This is a genomic window from Carboxylicivirga longa, assembly GCF_050589825.1.
Taxonomy (GTDB): domain Bacteria; phylum Bacteroidota; class Bacteroidia; order Bacteroidales; family Marinilabiliaceae; genus Carboxylicivirga; species Carboxylicivirga longa.
Genome location: NZ_JBNGOZ010000002.1, coordinates 168,495 through 185,016, shown reverse-complemented (window position 1 = coordinate 185,016; position 16,522 = coordinate 168,495). Strand labels below are relative to the sequence as shown.

The window sequence follows — 16,522 nt, the reverse complement described above, 5'->3', positions numbered from 1 at the left end:
CGCAAAATTAGAAAGATTTAATTAATAAAGCTTTAAGTGAGTGTTAAAAAAGGTTTTGACAAGGCCTGAAACAGTGTGCTTATTTTAGTTACAATAAATTATTTGTACAAGCGTTCTGAAATATGTTTACTAAATTAAAAAGAGAATGAATCGTATCCTTAGTTTTATGCTTCTGTTGCCATTTTGCTTTTACATGGCGGCTCAGGAGAAAACAGTGCTTACCATTGGAGATAATCATTATAGCCTGGATGAGTTTAACTATATCTATGAGAAAAATAACACCCTTACCCAGGAGCCGATGAGTCGGCAGCAGTATCTTGAATTATTTGTGAATTATAAGCTAAAGGTGGTGGAAGCTATGCAGCAGGGCTTCGATACGCTAACATCTTTTAAAGATGAGTTAAATTACTATCGCAATGAGCTGGCTAAACCTTATTTGAATGATAAAAAAGCCATTGATGAAGTAGTGCGTGAGGCATATGAGCATAGCCTTTACGAAGTGGAAGCCTCTCATATATTAATTAAATTTCCGGCATCCCCTACGCCGGAGGATACCTTAAAAGCCTATACAACGATTGCATCTATTAAAAAACAGTTAAACGAAGGAGCTGATTTTGTGTCGATGGCCAAAAAATATTCTCAGTGTCCGTCGGCACAGCAGAGTGATGGTCATCTGGGATATTTTGGGGCTTTTATGATGGTGTATCCTTTTGAAAAGGCAGCTTATAACACGCCTGTTGGCAGTGTTTCCGATATTACACGTACCAGCTTTGGGTATCACCTTATTAAAGTTCATAATAAACGCAAGAATAAGGGAGAGATAAAGGTGGCACACATCATGAGGTCCTTCCCTTATCAGGCCGATGAAGCGGTTCGGCAGCAGGCCAAAGTTATGATCGATTCTGTTTATCGACAGCTGCAGGCCGGTGCCTCTTTTGAGGATATGGTAGTAAAATATTCTGACGATCGGCAAACGCTGGATGCAAAGGGAGAATTACCTTGGTTTGGTACAGGTCGGATGGTGCCTGCTTTTAGCGATGCTGCCTTTGCTTTGAAGACCAATGGGCAGATGTCTAAGCCTGTTATGACGCGTTTTGGATGGCATATTATTAAACGCCTTGATGTACGTCCGGTAAAGCCCTTGGAAGAGGCTCGTGAAGAGATATTACAAAAGATAAAACGGGATGAAAGGGCTTTTGCCGGGAAAAAGGCAACGCTGGAGCGCTTGAAGAACGAGTATGATTACCGTGTAAATGAAGAGGCATTGAAAAAAGTTGAGATGTTTTTAGGTAAGTATGGTTTAGATTATGACGATGCTTCGTTTAAGGCGAATGGTGTGTCTAATCTTAAACTTGCAAGCTTTGATGATCAGGTTGTTAATGCTAATGATTTCATGCATTATGCCACCATGCATAGTGGTGGGCGCCCTGAGGAAACGAAAACGGGTAGGATTACTCAATTATGGAATTCATATGCTGATGATGTCTTGATTAATTATGAGAAAAGCAGGCTGGAGGAGCGTTATCCTGACTTTCGTTTCTTGATGCAGGAATATCATGACGGACTTCTGATTTTTGAAATTAGCCAAAAAGAGATATGGACCAAGGCTTCAGAGGATAGTGTTGGACTTGCAGCCTATTATGAGAACCATAAAGAGCAATACCGTGCGGATGAGTATTTCAAGGGCCGTTTACTCTACTGTAAGTCCAAGACGGTGTATAAGAAATTAAAAAAGATGCTGCGTAAAAATACGGGTCTGTCGCTTGACTCACTCGACCAGGAAATGCGTGAGGGGATATTGGAAAAGAAAGGTCCTTTCTTAAAAGGAGAGGAGCCCAAATTGGATGCTTTGGTTTGGAAGAGCAAAGGAAAGGTTATTGACGCTGATTATCCCTACGCTGTGCCCGATGGTGAAATAGTACCTTCGCATATTCAGCCGCTGGATGTAGTGCGCGGACGCGTAATATCTGACTATCAGGAGGCACTGGAAAAGCAGTGGGTAGAGCGGCTACGCAATAAGTACAAGCCGCAGGTGAACACTTTTGTTTTTCAATAGACAATGCAGTACTTTAGCCAGAGAATTTATAAATATCCAACATAAATGAATGTAGCGTTAAGACTCTCTGGTACAGTAATAATGATTGTGTCAATACTGCTGTCAGCGTGTAATCAATCCGGTGATTCCATTAATGAAGAACCGCTGGTGAAAATAGGAGAAACCATACTTACCAAAGGAATGGTTTATCAGGCCATACCTAATAACTTAACAAAAGAAGACAGTATTATCTTTACGCAGGATTATATAAACCGCTGGATCCGCTCTGAGCTTTTGCTTAAGAAAGCCGAGCTTAATCTAACTCCGGAGGAGAAGGATGTGGCTGCGCTGCTGGAAGAATACCGTCGATCACTGTTAATTCATCAGTATCAGCAAAAGCTGTTGCAGCAGAAATATAGCCCGTTAATTACAGGTTCCGAAATCCAAAAATATTATACCGAGATGGAGGATAATTTTATGCTATCGGAGCCCATTATTAAAGGTGTTTTTGTTATTGTGCCCCAATCGGCTCCCAATATTGACAAATTAAAGGAGTTATACAGGTCGGATGAGGCCGAGGATCTGGTGCGATTGGAAGCCTACTGTTTTCAAAATGCGCATCGTTATGAGGTGTTTCTTGATCATTGGTTGACTATGGATAACATCAATAAACGACTCCCAGAGCCCATCAACCGTCCCGAGCGCTTTATCCGTTATAACAATCATCATGAGACGGCTGACTCCTTATACCATTATTTTTTATCTATTAAAGAATATAAGTTAAGTAATGAGCTGGCTCCGCTGGATTTTGTTGAGGGTAAGATTAAGGCTATCTTATTAAATAAAAAACGGCTTAAGTTCATCAAGCAGTTGGAAACAGATTTATACGAAGAGGCATTAAAAAATAAGTCCATCTCCTTTTATTAGAGGTGTGTATCTGTCTTTTTGTTGCTTGATTTGTTCTCAATTGCCTTCATTATCCCTGGGTGAGAATGGCATGGGTAGATAGGCTAAAAACTTATAAACTATTGATAATAGCAGCAAAAAATTATGTAGGTTTGCATTTGCCTATGGTTTAAGGCCGGGTTTTGGGTCTAAATATAAGTAGACTTACGCCATAAAAAGTATAAAGAATAGATTTACAAATAAATGAATATGAAGAGATTCATCAGGTTGAGTGTGCTGATAGTCACAGCCTCCCTTTCTTTAACAAGTTTGAATGCCCAAACCAACGTAATTGATGAGGTAATTGCTGTGGTGGGCGATAATGCCATTCTTAAATCGGATATTGAACATCAGTATGAGCAAGCCCTGGTCGAAGGGGCTAACTATGCAGGTGATCTGAAGTGTCATTTATTTGAGCAGGCTTTGATCAGTAAATTGCTTTTGAATCAGGCCAAGTTGGATAGTGTTGAGGTGGGTGAAAATGAAGTGGTGAACCAGGTGGATCAGCGCATTAACTTTTTCATACAGCAGATTGGTGATAAAGATAAGCTGGAGGAGTATTTTAATAAGTCACTCTTGCAGATTAAGCGCGACCAAATGGAGATGGTGCGCACCCAGATGCTGACTCAGCGTATGCAGCAGGAGATTACCAAGGATATTAAGGTGACACCAGCTGAGATACGAGGCTATTACCGTAATCTTGATAAGGACAGCCTTCCCATGGTTCCTACGCAATATGAGCTTCAGCAGATTGTACTGTATCCCAAGGTGGAGCAAAAGGAGATTGATCGTGTGAAAGCGCGGTTGCGTGATTTTCAGAAGCAGGTGAATGAAGGGCGTGATTTTGCAACCCTGGCAGTGCTTTACTCAGAGGATCAGGGTACAGCTACCCGCGGTGGTGAGCTGGGCTGGATGCCGCGCTCTGGTCTGGTACCGGAATTTGCCAGCGTTGCCTTTAATATGCAGGACAAAAAGAAAGTATCGAAAATAGTGGAAACAGAGTTTGGTTATCATATTATTCAGCTGATCGATCGTAAGGGCGAGCGGATTAATTGTCGCCATATTTTGCTAAAGCCCAAGGTGACTGCCAAGGCGAAAGAGCAGGCAAAGACTAGTTTGGATACAATCCGTGGTCTGATAAGTGATGAGACCATGAGCTTTGAAGAGGCGGCACTGCGTTTCTCAATGGATAAAGATTCTCGTACCAGTGGTGGTCAGATGGTAAATCCGCAAACAGGAACCTCCAAGTTTGAGCTGGCGCAGATCCCTGTTGATATAAATAAGCAGTTGCAGACCATGAAGGAAGGCGATATGTCTCCAACATTCTTTATGTTGGACGAGCGCAAGGGAAAAGAAACAGTTCGTTTGGTTAAGCTCAAACGTAAGTCGGATCCGCATAGGGCCAACCTAAAAGAAGATTATCAGCTCTTGCAAACGATGCTGGAAGGCAATAAACGGCAGGAAACGCTGGATAAGTGGATTAAGACCAAGCAGCAGGAGACCTATATCACCATTGATAAAAATTGGGTGAACTGCGATTTTGAATACGATAACTGGATAAAGGAATAGCAGCCTTAATGGCGCGACTTAAAACTCCGGAGCAGCTTTTGTTCCGGAGTTTTTTTATGGAATAAATATGTCCGGTAGTCGATCGTTCAATAAGTATTTTGGGAACGGTTCTCTATGGTAAGGTGCTTATAGAGAATCGTTCCGTGGAGAAAATGTATATGAGCAAAATAGGCCAATAGTTACAGACGCAGGAAGGAAGTGAAAAAAGTAGCTGAGGGGCATTGCCATCCTATAAAATTGCTTATTTTTGATGATATTCAACTGATAAGGTGTGAAACGAGTAACCTACAAGTATAAAAACTCCCATTTAGAAGCTTATTTTTGGTTAATTGCCCTTGTTTCATTAGCCGTATCTTCACCGGGCGAAGAAACGCATTTTAGCCTGTGTATTTTCAATCATCTGGGCTTTGATTTCTGCCCGGGTTGTGGATTAGGACGTGCTATTATCTATCTATTGCACGGACAATTGATGGCTTCGTGGCAAATGCATCCCCTGGCTATTCTGGCGGTTTTAGTGCTAATACATCGTTGTTATTCAATTCTAAAAAAAGATATAACTATTATTAATTAACTGTACTATGAGTAAGATCTACACACTGTTACCTGAGGTGGAAGGTGAAGAAGCCATTTTTTTAGACTCACTGATTAAAGACATGAGTGAGGAGCAGATACAAAACTTTTTGGTAATCTATCGTGGGCGTCGCAAAGACCCGCAAACCATTTTACTAACGGCCTTGTTGGGCTTCTTTGGCTTTGCTGGTATACACCGCTTTTTTGTGAATCATATTGGCATGGGCATATTGTATTTTTTTACAGCGGGATTGTGCTTTATTGGTACCATTGTGGATTTAGTAAACCATAAAAACCTTGCCTTTGAGTACAATCAGCAAGTGGCACGCGAAGTAAAAATACTTATTAAGTAGAACGCTTCGTTCTAACGGTGATGTGCTGGCTATGGTAAGGCGAAGCTTCAGTGGCTTAAGGTAATGTTATGATAATAAATTAAATGTAATATGAAACGTGTGGCTCTGATAACTGGTGCCTCCTCAGGTATAGGAAAGGAGCTGGCTTGTGTGCATGCCCGGCACGGTGGTGATATGATTGTGGTGGCACGGCGTGTAGATAAGTTAGTTGAGCTTAAAAACAGGCTGGAGACTGAGTATGGAATCTGTGTTAAGGTTATCGAAAAGGATCTAAGCGATATGGCGGCTGTTCGCTCTTTGTACGATGAAGTGCAGCAGGAAAACATTGTGGTTGATTACCTGATCAATAATGCCGGCTTTGGTGGATTGGGGGCTTTCGATGGTCGTGATGCATCCTTTCATTTACAGATGATTCAACTCAATATTGCCGCACTGACCCTGCTCACTCGTTTGTTTCTTCCGCAATTTAAGCAGCGCAGAAGCGGTAGGATACTGAATGTATCTTCTACGGTGAGTCGTATGCCGGGACCTTATCAGGCGGTGTATTTCGCTTCCAAAGCCTATGTTACTTCGTTTAGTAACGCTTTGCACGAGGAATTGCGGGGCAGTGGTGTTACCGTTACTAACCTGATGCCGGGTGCAACAGAAAGCGAATTCGGCGCGCGATCGGGCATGGATAAAACTCCTGTTTTTAAGAGAACAGCCAAGGCACAGCGCGTGGCAGAAGCGGGCTATATTGCAATGATGAAAGGAAAAATTAACCATACTGCCGGGCTTACCTTTATCCAGCAGATATTAATGAAGTTGCTGCCTTTTTTACCTATAAAAATTATTTTGCGCCAGGTGCGTAAAATGCAGGAGGTTTAATTTTCAAGCATGCCTCACTCATCGGATGGCTGATTGTTTTTACAAGTAGTCATCCGATGAGCTGTGTGTGATTGAACAATCTTGCTGCTAGCTGACTATACTAACTCGCTTAAGTCCTTTTAGATTAGTGATTTTGATAGTGTCGCGATCCATTTGAATGAGTCCTTCGCGCACAAAATCGTTGAGTGATCGGCTTACCGATTCTTTAGAGGTGCCAATCCAGCTGGCCATGTCTGATCGGGTGATGCGTATAGGGAAGTTGTGACCCTCTTCTACATTGAATAGCTCCATTTGTTTTACCAAAATGTTGGCCGCACGTCCGCGCACGGTTTTCTGACTCAGATCCATAATGGAAGCACAGGTTTCTTTAATCTCTGTGCAGGCTTTGCGAAGCATGGAAAGTGCCAGACTGCTATCAGTTTTAAAGGCCTCCTGCAGGCTGTGTTCCGATAGCTCGCACAATACCGTATTCACCAGGCACTCGCATCCGGTAATTTCCGGCTCATTGGTAAACTGCGAATAATACCCAATGATTTCGCCTTCAGGCACCATGCGCACTATTTGCTTATTGCCTTTAGCGCCAATACTGTATAGTTTAACCATGCCTTTTTTAACAAGGTAGGCCGTTTGTGCTTTGCTATTAGCATTGTAAACAACCTCGCCACTTTCGTACATGGCACATTTGTTAAATGAAGAGAATAAATGCTCTCTGCTTTCCCTGGTTCCTTCCATTTTTTTGCATTTATATAGGTTATGTAGCGAAGAAGTTAAGGTTTACGCCAACCTTCAAAAAAACGCTCTTCTTCGTCTATGATAACAGACACCCATAAGCTAAAAAAGGGTGACAAGCGGGAAAGTATTGGTTGAAAAACAGAGAGTGTGATTTAAGTTTCCTGAAAAATATTGCTTAAATATCCCGCATGCTCAGTTGAATACGGTTTCTGCTGCGATCTATTTGCAGTACTTTTACTTGTACCTGTTGTTGCAGTTTCACTACATCGTTAGGATCACTCACATAACGATCGGCTAGTTGAGAGATATGCACCAGGCCGTCTTGCTTAACACCTATATTCACAAACGCTCCAAAATTGGTGATGTTACTTACCAGCCCCGGCAATACCATCCCTTCATGCAAGTCGTCGATGCTGTAAATTCCTTCGGCAAAGGCGAAAGTTTTGATTTCGCTGCGCGGATCCAGTCCTGGCTTATCCAATTCCTTCATAATATCGTTAAGGGTGGGCAGACCTATGGTATCGCTCACATAATCCTTCAGGTTAATTTTTTCGCGCAGTTGCTTGTCGGCAATCAAATCATCGACTTTACAGCCCATATCGGCTGCCATTTGCTTAACTACTTTGTAGGCCTCCGGGTGAACTGCCGTATTGTCAAGCGGGTTTTTTGCCTTATGTATGCGTAGGAAACCGGCAGCCTGTTCAAAGGCCTTGGCGCCCAGGCGGGGTACTTTTTTTAGTTTATCGCGCGTTTCAAAAGGACCATTTTCGGCGCGGTAGTTAACGATGTTTTGTGCCAGCTGAGGTCCGAGCCCCGACACGTAGGTGAGCAAATGCTTGCTGGCAGTATTCAGGTTAACACCAACGGCATTAACGCAGGATTCCACCACTGTATCCAGTGATTTTTTGAGGGCTGTCTGATCCACATCGTGCTGATACTGCCCCACGCCAATGGATTTGGGGTCGATTTTTACCAGTTCAGCCAAAGGATCCATCAGGCGACGACCGATGGAAACAGCACCGCGAACGGTCACATCATGATCGGGAAATTCTTCACGCGCCACTTTGCCGGCTGAATAGACCGATGCACCGTCTTCACTCACTACAAAAATCTGTGGATTATTACTTAGAGGTAGCTTTTTAGCAAAGGCTTCGGTCTCGCGCGATGCTGTACCGTTACCAATGGCGATGGCTTCTATTTGGTATTTTTCCACGAGTTTCTTCACACGCTGTGCAGCTTTCTCATGGTCGTTTTGTGGGGGATGCGGATAAATTGTGGTATTCTCCAGTAGGTTACCCTGCGCATCGAGGCATACCACTTTACAGCCGGTGCGGTAGCCCGGGTCGAGAGCCAACACGCGCTTTTGTCCCAAGGGAGATGCCAGCAGCAGTTGACGCAGATTCTCGGCAAATACACGAATGGCCTCCTCATCAGACTTTCCCGTGAATAGATTAGTAAATTCGGTTTCGATGGAGGGTGCCAGCAAACGCTTGTAAGCATCGCTTACGGCCAAAGCTACCTGCTCCGAGGCGCTGTTGTTGCCCTTTACAAAAAATCGCTCCAGTCGCTGTATCCCATTCTCAGCATCGGGCGATATGGATAGTTTTAAGTAGCCTTCTTTTTCGCCCCTGCGCATCGCCATGAAACGATGGGATGGACAGCGGCGTAAGGGTTCACTCCAATCGTAATAGTCCTTGTATTTGATGCCTTCTTCCTCTTTTCCCTTGGCAACTTTTGAAGTGATGACGGCTTCCTTTTCAAATACTGAACGAACAATCTCGCGTCCTACCTGGTGTTCATTCACCCACTCGGCAACAATGTCGCGGGCGCCCTGTAAGGCTTCCTCACTGTTCTGTACCTCGTCGTTAATAAAGGCTGAAGCGCGACTTTGGATGTCCCGCTCGTACTGTTTCATCATGATTTTAGCCAGTGGCTCCAGGCCTTTTTCACGGGCTTTAACGGCTCTTGTTTTGCGCTTGGGCTTGTAGGGTAAATATATATCCTCCAGTTCGGTGGCATTAAAAGTGCCTTTGATGGCAGCTTCCAGTTCAGGTGTCAGTTTGTCTTGCTCATCGATCGATTTGAGAATGGTTTCCTTGCGTTTCTCAATCTCCAGTAGCTTATCGTATCGCTCTTTGATGGCACCTACCTGCACTTCGTCGAGGCTGCCAGTCATTTCCTTGCGGTAGCGGCTGATAAAAGGGATAGTAGCGCCTTCGTTAAGAAGCGTTACTGTATTTTCTACACTTTGCAGGTTTAGCTTCAGCTCCTGCGCTATCAGTTGAGGTAATTGCATCATTGAGTGGTTCGTTATGGGGTATAAGCAAAGCATCGCCTACCGGCTCCATTTATAAGTAAGCCGGTAAGGAATTTTTTTCTGGGTAAGGTGTAGGTAGATATTAGTTTTTACGTGGTGCTCTTTTCTTTTGTGGCTTGCGCTTGTTATTGCCACCTCTGCCTTTTCCTCCGCCACCTTTTCCTCGGCGTCTCTTGAGGAGTGCCTCAGGGTTGTATTCAGGCGCTTCCCCCAGCTCGGGGTTTAAAGGTATTTTATAAACATCCTTTTCAATCAGGCGTTCAATCTTATGGAACTCCAGTACCTCCTTGTCGTTGATGAGGGTGATGGCTACGCCCTGTGTTTGCGCACGTGCAGTACGACCCACCCGGTGCACATAATCCTCGGCATCGCGGGGTACATCAAAGTTAATTACCAAGTCAATCTTTTCAATGTCGATGCCTCGTGCAATAATATCGGTGGCCACCAGTATTTGTATATTCCGGTTCTTAAAGTCGCGCAGCACATTTTCGCGTTCAGCCTGTTCCAGGTCAGAGCTAATGGCAGCACTGTTAAATCCATTTTTACTCAGTGAACGGGCTATTTCCTTCACCTTCTGTTTGGTGGATGAAAAAATAATAATGCTCGGTAGATCCTTGTCCTTCAGTAAAGTGTTCAGCAAGGGTATTTTCTGTGTATCATACACCATATAGGCGGCTTGCAGAATGCCTTCGGCCGGTTTACTGATAGAGATATTCACTTCGTCGGGTTCGTTCAGTATGTTCTTGGCCAGCTCCCTGATCTTTGGGGGCATGGTAGCCGAGAACATGAGTGTCTGACGTTTTGCCGGCAGATGTTTCACCACTTGCATGATGTCGTCGAAGAATCCCATATCAAGCATGCGGTCGGCCTCATCGAGGATAAGGTGCTGCAGGGTGCCCATGTCAACATAGCCCATGGTAAGGTGCTGAATAAGGCGTCCCGGCGTGGCGATAACGATATCGGCACCGGTAGTTAGCGCGGTTTTCTGTCGGTTCCATTCACCGGAATCATTACCACCGTAGATGGCGGTTGATGACACATCAAGAAAATAGCCAAAACCTTCCATCTGCTGATCAATCTGAATGGCCAGCTCACGTGTTGGAACAAGGATTAAGGCGTTGATGTCGTTGTGGCCATACTTAACCAGTTTATCCAGTACGGGCAAAAGGTAAGCCGCCGTTTTACCGGTACCGGTTTGTGCGCAGGCAATTAAGTCTTTGCCTTCTTTTATGATGGGGATTGTTTTTTCCTGAACAGGTGTGGCTTTCTCAAAACGCATAGCATCAAGGCCATCCATCAATTCATCTGAAAATCCAAATTCTTTAAATTCCAAAACGTTACATTTAGTCTTATTCAACATAAACAACCAAGCCCTTGAGGTACTCTCCTTCCGGGTGGTAAATATCAACCGGATGATCGGCCGGTTGCGTGAGTTGCTGCAGTATTCTAACCTTACGATCGGCCCGTGCAGCAGCGGAAAATACCATGGTCCTGAATTGCTCTTTACTAATTACCTGAGAGCATGAGAAGGTGAACAGTATGCCGCCGGGACGTATCTGCTCCAGTGCCTTGGCATTTAGGCGGCGATAGCCCTGCAAGGCGTTTTTCACCACGTTTACGTGCTTGGCGAATGCCGGTGGGTCGAGAATAATCAGGTCGTACTTATTTTTGATCTTATTCAGGTACTTAAAAGCATCCACGGCAAAGGCCTCATGGCGTGTGTCATCGGGGAAATTGAGATCCACATTTTCTTTGGTGATCTGTATGGCTCGCTCCGAGCTATCGACAGAATGTACTGATTTGGCACCTCCTCGCATTGCATAAAAGGAGAAGCCTCCCGTGTAGCAAAACATGTTGAGTACCTCACGGTCTTTGCTATAGTGTTCTATTAGTGAGCGATTCTCGCGCTGATCAACGAAGAAGCCTGTTTTTTGTCCACGTTCCCAGTCCACTTTAAATTGAAGGCCGTTCTCCAGAGCAATTTTTTCTGAGCTTTTGCCGTAAATATAGCCATTGACAGCTTCTATATCTGCCTTGTAGGGCATGGTGCCTTCGGATTTGTTGAAGATGGATTGTAAACGATCACCCAGTACTTCCTGCAATGCTTTGGCAATGTTATCTTTTTCGAGATACATACCTACGGTATGCATCTGCACTACGGCAGTGCCATTGTAGTAATCAATGATTAAGCCTGGCAGATAATCTCCCTCGCCATGTACCAGGCGAAAGGCGTTGGTATTTTTATTATCGATAAGGCCTACCGCTTTGCGCAGTTCATAAGCTTTCTGTATTCTGCTTTTCCAGAATGAATAGTTGATAGGCAGTTGCTCAAAGCTGAGTATTCGCACGGCGATGGAGCCGATGATATAATGTCCCAGCGCTAGAAAATTATCCATACTGTCGCGCACTTCCACTATATCACCTTCTTGTAGCTCGGGTCCTTTTACGCCTTTAACGGCACCAGAAAACACCCAGGGGTGATAACGGTTGAGACTTTGTTCTTTTCCTTGCTTAAGCACCAGTTGCGGGCGTTCTTCAATCACTTCTGTCATGTTATATTGTTTGTGCTTTAAAAGCGGGAAACTTCTCTGATAGTTGATGGGCCAGTTCCAGCGCTACCCAAGCATCGGTGGCAGCATAGATTACTTGTCCTTCGGTTAGGTGATGCGCCTCCCAGTTAGACAGACGCTGTCGTTTGCTCACGCGGATATTAAGTACCAGACCGGCCAGTTTTTTAAGGCTTGTATCTTCAATGCCTACCTTTTTTACTTGTTCCTGCATCTCTACGAAACCGCCAGCCTTAAAAGTAGTCAAGCGATTCAGTCCTTTAATATCGTCGCGTATGCCCACTCCAATCTTCTTGACTGCGGGGTTGGCCAAGAGGCGGATAAGTGCCGGGTGGAAACCGGTTTTATTAAGTCGGAATAAGTAGGCTTTGGTGCGTGTGGCCAACTGAAGTAAGGCTACCTGATTCATCTTGCCCTTTTGAAAGGAGGGTTTGGTTTCGGTGTCAAATCCGATGCAGGTGTGTTGTTCCAGTTCCTTCACGCAGGCGTCTATGGCAGCGGCGTCTTCCACCACATCCACAGCGCCCTCAAAATGTTTTAAAGGTAATTGGCTAAGTGCTTCTTTCGTTATGGTTTTCTCCATGTATCTCCTTCACTTTTAAAATACCGGGGTTTCATCGTCCTGCTCATCTTGCCAGTCTTGCTGCATACGATTGTACCAGTTTTCTTTCTGCTGGTTGTCGCGGTAGGCTTCTTCGCCCTCTTCTTCGTCCAGGCTGTCGCCACTGTATAGTATGGCATGCAAAGCACGGAGGGTGTTTACAAGTCGCTGCCCCCAATATAATTCAAAATTAGTGATCACCGCTGCCACTGCATCGTTCATTACCTCGGTAACGCCCAATCGGTAGGCCGAAATAAAATCTTTGATGTCCTGATAGATATCGGCCATGTCTTCGCCGATAAACGCTATGATGGGTGAATCGCTGCGCTCCATGTCGGGGGTGAACACTTCCAGGTAATCGTTAAATCGTCCAAGTTTGGCACTTATGCTCTCTTGTATTTGAGCATAGCTTAAGGCATCAACAGTTTTTTCGATTTCTTCCTCTAATTCGAATTCTAGCTTGGGAAGTACGGCCGCTTTTATATAAAGCAGAGGAATTATGCGCGTGGCAATAGTAACAAATTCTTTACGGTCAAAATTATCAGCAGACTCTAGAAATGAGCAGTATTCCTTAGCAACCGTAACAAATTCAATAACATTTTTTGAATAGACGATGTGCTCATAAGTTTCTTCCATACGCATTAATGTTCACCTTTTACAAGAGGCTGTATTATTATAATATTAATGGGCAAAAGTAAGAAAAATTAGCGATTATTACTTTAGTAAGCTGCAATTCATTTTATGCCATAAGCCTAGCATGTGTCTACAGGTCTTTAATTGACTTTGGTTTGCGTTGGTTCAGCTCAGTATCTTATAACTATTGGAGAAATTTGCTACTTTTGCAGTATATGGTGCAACAAAAATCGTTCGCATGGATAAAGATTCAATTAGCATAGGTGGCTTGTATAAAAATTTGATAGTTAGAGTTAAGGGTTTGGCTGTGAGTCCTCAAAAGGAGTGGAGTGCTATCTTATCAGAAGGAAAAACGCTGAATGATGTTCTTACAAACTATAGTCTTCCACTAATTGGCATTTATACTATTACGGTATTTATTGGTTACCTGATGGGACTTCAGCAGCTGGATTTTCAACTGGCTTTGCGGGAAGCGGTGTTTACCTTTTCATCATGTTTTTTTGGCCTATATGTGAGCTATTTTTTATTGCTTAAGGCATTGGCTATGATGGGGCACGCCCTGGATAAGATTAAGGTGTTTCAATTGGTGGCTTATTCATCCGGAGTACTATACATTACAGGTAGCCTTGTGGCCATAGTGCCGGAGACCATTGTTATTGCCGGTATTATTAATTTGTATGTTGTTTACCTTATCTGGCAGGCCTTGCATGTGCTGAAACAAATAGCGAGTGAAAACCGCATTTGGCTAAGTATTGTTATTGGTCTTGTGGTGTTGCTTATGCCTTCCCTGATAAGTCGATTGTTTATGTTTGTTAGTAACTTAACTGTATGAGTTTACCATCATCACGCATCAATATAAGAAATAAGAGAGCTACTTTTGACTATGAGTTAATCGAGCGTTTTAAGGCTGGTATTCAGCTGGCTGGCACTGAGATAAAATCCATTCGCCTGGGCAAGGCGAGCTTAGTAGACTCCTACTGTTATTTTGTGAAAGGAGAGCTATGGCTCAAGGGGATGCGTGTGTCGGAGTATTTTTATGGCACTTTTAATAACCATCAACCAGAGCGTGAACGTAAGCTTCTGCTGAATAAGAAAGAGCTGCAAAAGCTGGAGCGTAAGACCAAAGAGTCGGGTCTTACAATTGTGCCGATTCGTTTGTTCTTTAACGAGCGTGGTTTTGTGAAAATTGAGATTGCCCTGGCGAAGGGTAAGAAACAACACGACAAACGTGAGACTCTCAAGATGAAAGATGCCGGGCGTGAAATGGATCGTGTGCGAAAAAAGTACTAATTCTCTGTGGTACGCAACCCTGCGTTTACTTTTCCATCTAACCTGCGAAACCTGAAAGTATGAGATGGATTTATTTAAGCACACAGGGCAATCTTTGGTTCAATTATTGGATACAAAAACGTTTCTCAAATAAATGACAAAGGATTGCAGTGAATGATCTAAAGGCTATAATAAAAGGATGTCAGAACCGAAAAGCTAAGGCGCAAAAGGAACTCTATCAAACTTTTGCACCTAAGATGTACGTGGTGTGTCTGCGATATTGCAAAGACAGGACGGAAGCTGAAGATTGTTTGCAAGAGGGTTTTATTAAGGTGTTTAATAATATTCATCAATATCAATTTAAAGGATCTTTTGAGGGCTGGGTGCGGCGCATCATGGTCAATACTGTCATTGAGATGTATCGCAAGAAGCAGCCCGAGGTGCTGGTGGATGAATTTCCCATGCTGGCTGAGCCCGAGGATAGAAATACCTACGACTGTGCTTTTAGTCATGAGGAGCTAATGAGCATGATAGGAGACTTGCCGCCCAAATATAAATTGGTATTTAATCTCTATGTGCTGGACGGTTTAACACATGCCGAAATTTCCGAGGTAACCGGCGTGTCGGTGGGTACCTCTAAGTCCAATCTGGCGCGGGCACGTCAATGGCTTAAGCGCAATGTTGAAAATCGTATGTTAGAGAAAAAACAAGCCGTATGTTAAAGGGTGGTAAAGATATCGATGCGCTGTTTCAGGAAGGCCTGTCTGATTATCAGGAGGCACCGGCAGCTTATGTGTGGGAAGGTCTTGAAAAAGGTCTTGGTGAGCAACGCAAGCAGCGCTCAGTCTTGCTTGTGTGGCGTACATTGGCAGCTGCCTGTTTGGCCGCGGTAGTACTCGTGTCGCTGGCCTTACTCAAGGATCGGGGCGCGCTCCGTAACGATGCTGTTATGTCCCTGCCTTTGGCTTCTGTGCATCAGGAGCGTACGCCGCTGTTAGCGAATGATCAGGGTGTGGTTAGCACGGTAATGCAGGAGGTGGCGAATCCAAGCCTGGCGGATGCTAGCGAGCACTCAGGAGCAGTTATTTTACCGGTGCAGGAAGAAGCAGCGGAGCCTGTACTTAATGTAATAAGTAATGACAGAGTAAGCGTATGTCAGGCCTTGGAAGGGGAGCGTGCTGTGGTGCTGGTCGATAAATATACTGTTAGTAGTCAGTTGCGTTATGCAGAGAAGGAAAAAGTGTATTACCCGCTCTATGCAGCTTCGACACAGGTCTCCGCGACGAGGAATAAGCCGAGCCTTATCCTTGGCGGAGTAGTAACACCTGCCTATAGTTCTAAATATTCAGGGGGCGATGGGGTTCAAACTTTTTCCACCGGCACTAATCAACCCAATGAGCAGGGTATCACATCTTTGGGTGGTGGTTTGCAGCTGCGTCTGAAAACGGCTTCACGTTGGAGCTTTGAAACCGGTGTGTTATATGCACGTGTTGGGCAGTCGGTGGAAAATACGCAGATGTATCAAGCCTACAGTAGCTCGCCCATTCACACGGCGGAGGGTGCTCAGGTTACCAATTTACACATCACTAATTCTATGGGTTCGGTAGCGCTCAGTAAGATGCCGGGTGCTGTTGGTAATAATTTAGATAATGTGGGTTTTGTGACCAGTTCAACGAAGGGTACTGTGTCAACACTGGGTAATATTAAGCAGACCCTGGAATATGTGGAGGTGCCATTAATGGCGCGTTATACCTTGCTGAAGAGTTTTCCATATCTCTCTTTATCCGGTGGTGTTAGCTCTAATATTTTGGTGGGAAACACGGCTTATGCCGAGGCTGGTGGAGATAAAGAGGCCGTTGGTCATACGCGGGACATTCGCCCTTTTGTAATGAGTAGTTCTTTGGGCATTGGCATGGATGTGCCGCTGAGTAAGCGCATTCGTTTCAATATTGAACCGCGCATCAAGTATTTTTTAAATTCGGTGAGCGCGAATAGTGATTATAGTTTTCAGCCCTATTCGGTGGGCGTGTATGGCGGTGTTAGTTTTGTACTTCGCTAATAGTC

Annotated in this window: 16 protein-coding genes; 10 read left to right on the top strand and 6 right to left on the bottom strand. The window is 44.3% G+C overall.

All coding sequences use genetic code 11. The features are described 5' to 3' along the window. Nucleotides 1–145 precede the first annotated feature (145 nt). The 6 genes from ACRD7A_RS02510 to ACRD7A_RS02485 all read left to right on the top strand — a co-directional run bounded on the left by ACRD7A_RS02510 (nucleotide 146) and on the right by ACRD7A_RS02485 (nucleotide 6,339). Complete coding sequence (locus ACRD7A_RS02510; RefSeq protein ID WP_430809772.1) at nucleotides 146–2,056, top strand: peptidylprolyl isomerase; 1,911 nt, start codon at nucleotides 146–148, stop codon at nucleotides 2,054–2,056. Nucleotides 2,057–2,101: 45 nt separating this feature from the next. Beyond that, nucleotides 2,102–2,962, top strand: coding sequence for a hypothetical protein (locus ACRD7A_RS02505; RefSeq protein WP_430809771.1), 861 nt, complete (start codon nucleotides 2,102–2,104; stop codon nucleotides 2,960–2,962). Nucleotides 2,963–3,190: 228 nt separating this feature from the next. Continuing rightward, on the top strand, nucleotides 3,191–4,549 hold the full coding sequence (locus ACRD7A_RS02500; RefSeq protein WP_430809770.1) for a peptidylprolyl isomerase: 1,359 nt from the start codon (nucleotides 3,191–3,193) through the stop codon (nucleotides 4,547–4,549). Between the two features lie 271 nt (nucleotides 4,550–4,820). Further along, nucleotides 4,821–5,120 (top strand): DUF2752 domain-containing protein, encoded by a 300-nt coding sequence (locus tag ACRD7A_RS02495; protein ID WP_430809769.1) that lies wholly within the window; start codon nucleotides 4,821–4,823, stop codon nucleotides 5,118–5,120. A gap of 7 nt (nucleotides 5,121–5,127) precedes the next feature. Beyond that, entirely contained in the window at nucleotides 5,128–5,472 is a 345-nt protein-coding gene (locus ACRD7A_RS02490) for a TM2 domain-containing protein (protein WP_430809768.1), read from the top strand. A gap of 90 nt (nucleotides 5,473–5,562) precedes the next feature. Further along, nucleotides 5,563–6,339 carry an SDR family NAD(P)-dependent oxidoreductase gene (locus ACRD7A_RS02485; RefSeq protein ID WP_430809767.1) on the top strand — a complete coding sequence of 259 codons (777 nt, stop codon included), beginning with the start codon at nucleotides 5,563–5,565 and terminating at the stop codon, nucleotides 6,337–6,339. A gap of 87 nt (nucleotides 6,340–6,426) precedes the next feature. Here the strand turns inward: ACRD7A_RS02485 and ACRD7A_RS02480 are convergent, their stop codons facing one another. The 6 genes from ACRD7A_RS02480 to ACRD7A_RS02455 all read right to left on the bottom strand — a co-directional run bounded on the left by ACRD7A_RS02480 (nucleotide 6,427) and on the right by ACRD7A_RS02455 (nucleotide 13,198). After that, complete coding sequence (locus ACRD7A_RS02480; RefSeq protein ID WP_430809766.1) at nucleotides 6,427–7,071, bottom strand: Crp/Fnr family transcriptional regulator; 645 nt, start codon at nucleotides 7,069–7,071, stop codon at nucleotides 6,427–6,429. A gap of 175 nt (nucleotides 7,072–7,246) precedes the next feature. Continuing rightward, nucleotides 7,247–9,370, bottom strand: a complete 2,124-nt coding sequence (locus ACRD7A_RS02475; RefSeq protein WP_430809765.1) for a Tex family protein — start codon at nucleotides 9,368–9,370, stop codon at nucleotides 7,247–7,249. A gap of 100 nt (nucleotides 9,371–9,470) precedes the next feature. Next, the gene (locus ACRD7A_RS02470) at nucleotides 9,471–10,721 is read right to left on the bottom strand and encodes a DEAD/DEAH box helicase (RefSeq protein ID WP_430809764.1); all 1,251 of its coding nucleotides are present in this window, start codon (nucleotides 10,719–10,721) and stop codon (nucleotides 9,471–9,473) included. Between the two features lie 16 nt (nucleotides 10,722–10,737). Beyond that, a complete protein-coding gene (locus tag ACRD7A_RS02465) occupies nucleotides 10,738–11,940 on the bottom strand; it encodes a class I SAM-dependent rRNA methyltransferase (protein WP_430809763.1) in 1,203 nt (400 codons plus the stop codon). 1 nt (nucleotide 11,941) lies between these two features. Continuing rightward, nucleotides 11,942–12,538: a 3'-5' exonuclease gene (locus ACRD7A_RS02460; RefSeq protein ID WP_430809762.1), complete on the bottom strand. Its 597-nt coding sequence runs from the start codon at nucleotides 12,536–12,538 to the stop codon at nucleotides 11,942–11,944. 15 nt (nucleotides 12,539–12,553) lie between these two features. Then, nucleotides 12,554–13,198 (bottom strand): DUF5063 domain-containing protein, encoded by a 645-nt coding sequence (locus ACRD7A_RS02455; RefSeq protein WP_430809761.1) that lies wholly within the window; start codon nucleotides 13,196–13,198, stop codon nucleotides 12,554–12,556. Nucleotides 13,199–13,427: 229 nt separating this feature from the next. Here ACRD7A_RS02455 and ACRD7A_RS02450 point away from each other — a divergent pair, with 229 nt between their 5' ends. The 4 genes from ACRD7A_RS02450 (at nucleotide 13,428) to ACRD7A_RS02435 (ending at nucleotide 16,517) form a co-directional block, all read left to right on the top strand. Next, nucleotides 13,428–14,021 (top strand): YIP1 family protein, encoded by a 594-nt coding sequence (locus ACRD7A_RS02450; protein ID WP_430809760.1) that lies wholly within the window; start codon nucleotides 13,428–13,430, stop codon nucleotides 14,019–14,021. Continuing rightward, complete coding sequence (smpB, locus tag ACRD7A_RS02445) at nucleotides 14,018–14,479, top strand: SsrA-binding protein SmpB (RefSeq protein ID WP_430809759.1); 462 nt, start codon at nucleotides 14,018–14,020, stop codon at nucleotides 14,477–14,479. Before ACRD7A_RS02450 ends, smpB begins: the two co-directional genes overlap by 4 nt. Nucleotides 14,480–14,628: 149 nt before the next feature. Beyond that, nucleotides 14,629–15,180 carry an RNA polymerase sigma factor gene (locus ACRD7A_RS02440; protein ID WP_430809758.1) on the top strand — a complete coding sequence of 184 codons (552 nt, stop codon included), beginning with the start codon at nucleotides 14,629–14,631 and terminating at the stop codon, nucleotides 15,178–15,180. Beyond that, nucleotides 15,174–16,517 (top strand): outer membrane beta-barrel protein, encoded by a 1,344-nt coding sequence (locus tag ACRD7A_RS02435; protein ID WP_430809757.1) that lies wholly within the window; start codon nucleotides 15,174–15,176, stop codon nucleotides 16,515–16,517. The genes ACRD7A_RS02440 and ACRD7A_RS02435 overlap by 7 nt, the downstream gene beginning before the upstream one ends. The last annotated feature ends 5 nt before the right edge of the window (nucleotides 16,518–16,522 follow it).

What these genes read in the sequence shown, in the direction of transcription:
- ACRD7A_RS02510 (WP_430809772.1), top strand. Translation starts at nt 146, where the DNA reads ATGAATCGTATCCTTAGTTTTATGCTTCTGTTGCCATTTTGCTTTTAC.
- ACRD7A_RS02505 (WP_430809771.1), top strand. Translation starts at nt 2,102, where the DNA reads ATGAATGTAGCGTTAAGACTCTCTGGTACAGTAATAATGATTGTGTCA.
- ACRD7A_RS02500 (WP_430809770.1), top strand. Translation starts at nt 3,191, where the DNA reads ATGAAGAGATTCATCAGGTTGAGTGTGCTGATAGTCACAGCCTCCCTT.
- ACRD7A_RS02490 (WP_430809768.1), top strand. Translation starts at nt 5,128, where the DNA reads ATGAGTAAGATCTACACACTGTTACCTGAGGTGGAAGGTGAAGAAGCC.
- ACRD7A_RS02485 (WP_430809767.1), top strand. Translation starts at nt 5,563, where the DNA reads ATGAAACGTGTGGCTCTGATAACTGGTGCCTCCTCAGGTATAGGAAAG.
- ACRD7A_RS02480 (WP_430809766.1), bottom strand. Translation starts at nt 7,071, where the DNA reads ATGGAAGGAACCAGGGAAAGCAGAGAGCATTTATTCTCTTCATTTAAC.
- ACRD7A_RS02475 (WP_430809765.1), bottom strand. Translation starts at nt 9,370, where the DNA reads ATGATGCAATTACCTCAACTGATAGCGCAGGAGCTGAAGCTAAACCTG.
- ACRD7A_RS02465 (WP_430809763.1), bottom strand. Translation starts at nt 11,940, where the DNA reads ATGACAGAAGTGATTGAAGAACGCCCGCAACTGGTGCTTAAGCAAGGA.
- ACRD7A_RS02460 (WP_430809762.1), bottom strand. Translation starts at nt 12,538, where the DNA reads ATGGAGAAAACCATAACGAAAGAAGCACTTAGCCAATTACCTTTAAAA.
- ACRD7A_RS02455 (WP_430809761.1), bottom strand. Translation starts at nt 13,198, where the DNA reads ATGCGTATGGAAGAAACTTATGAGCACATCGTCTATTCAAAAAATGTT.
- ACRD7A_RS02450 (WP_430809760.1), top strand. Translation starts at nt 13,428, where the DNA reads ATGGATAAAGATTCAATTAGCATAGGTGGCTTGTATAAAAATTTGATA.
- smpB (WP_430809759.1), top strand. Translation starts at nt 14,018, where the DNA reads ATGAGTTTACCATCATCACGCATCAATATAAGAAATAAGAGAGCTACT.
- ACRD7A_RS02435 (WP_430809757.1), top strand. Translation starts at nt 15,174, where the DNA reads ATGTTAAAGGGTGGTAAAGATATCGATGCGCTGTTTCAGGAAGGCCTG.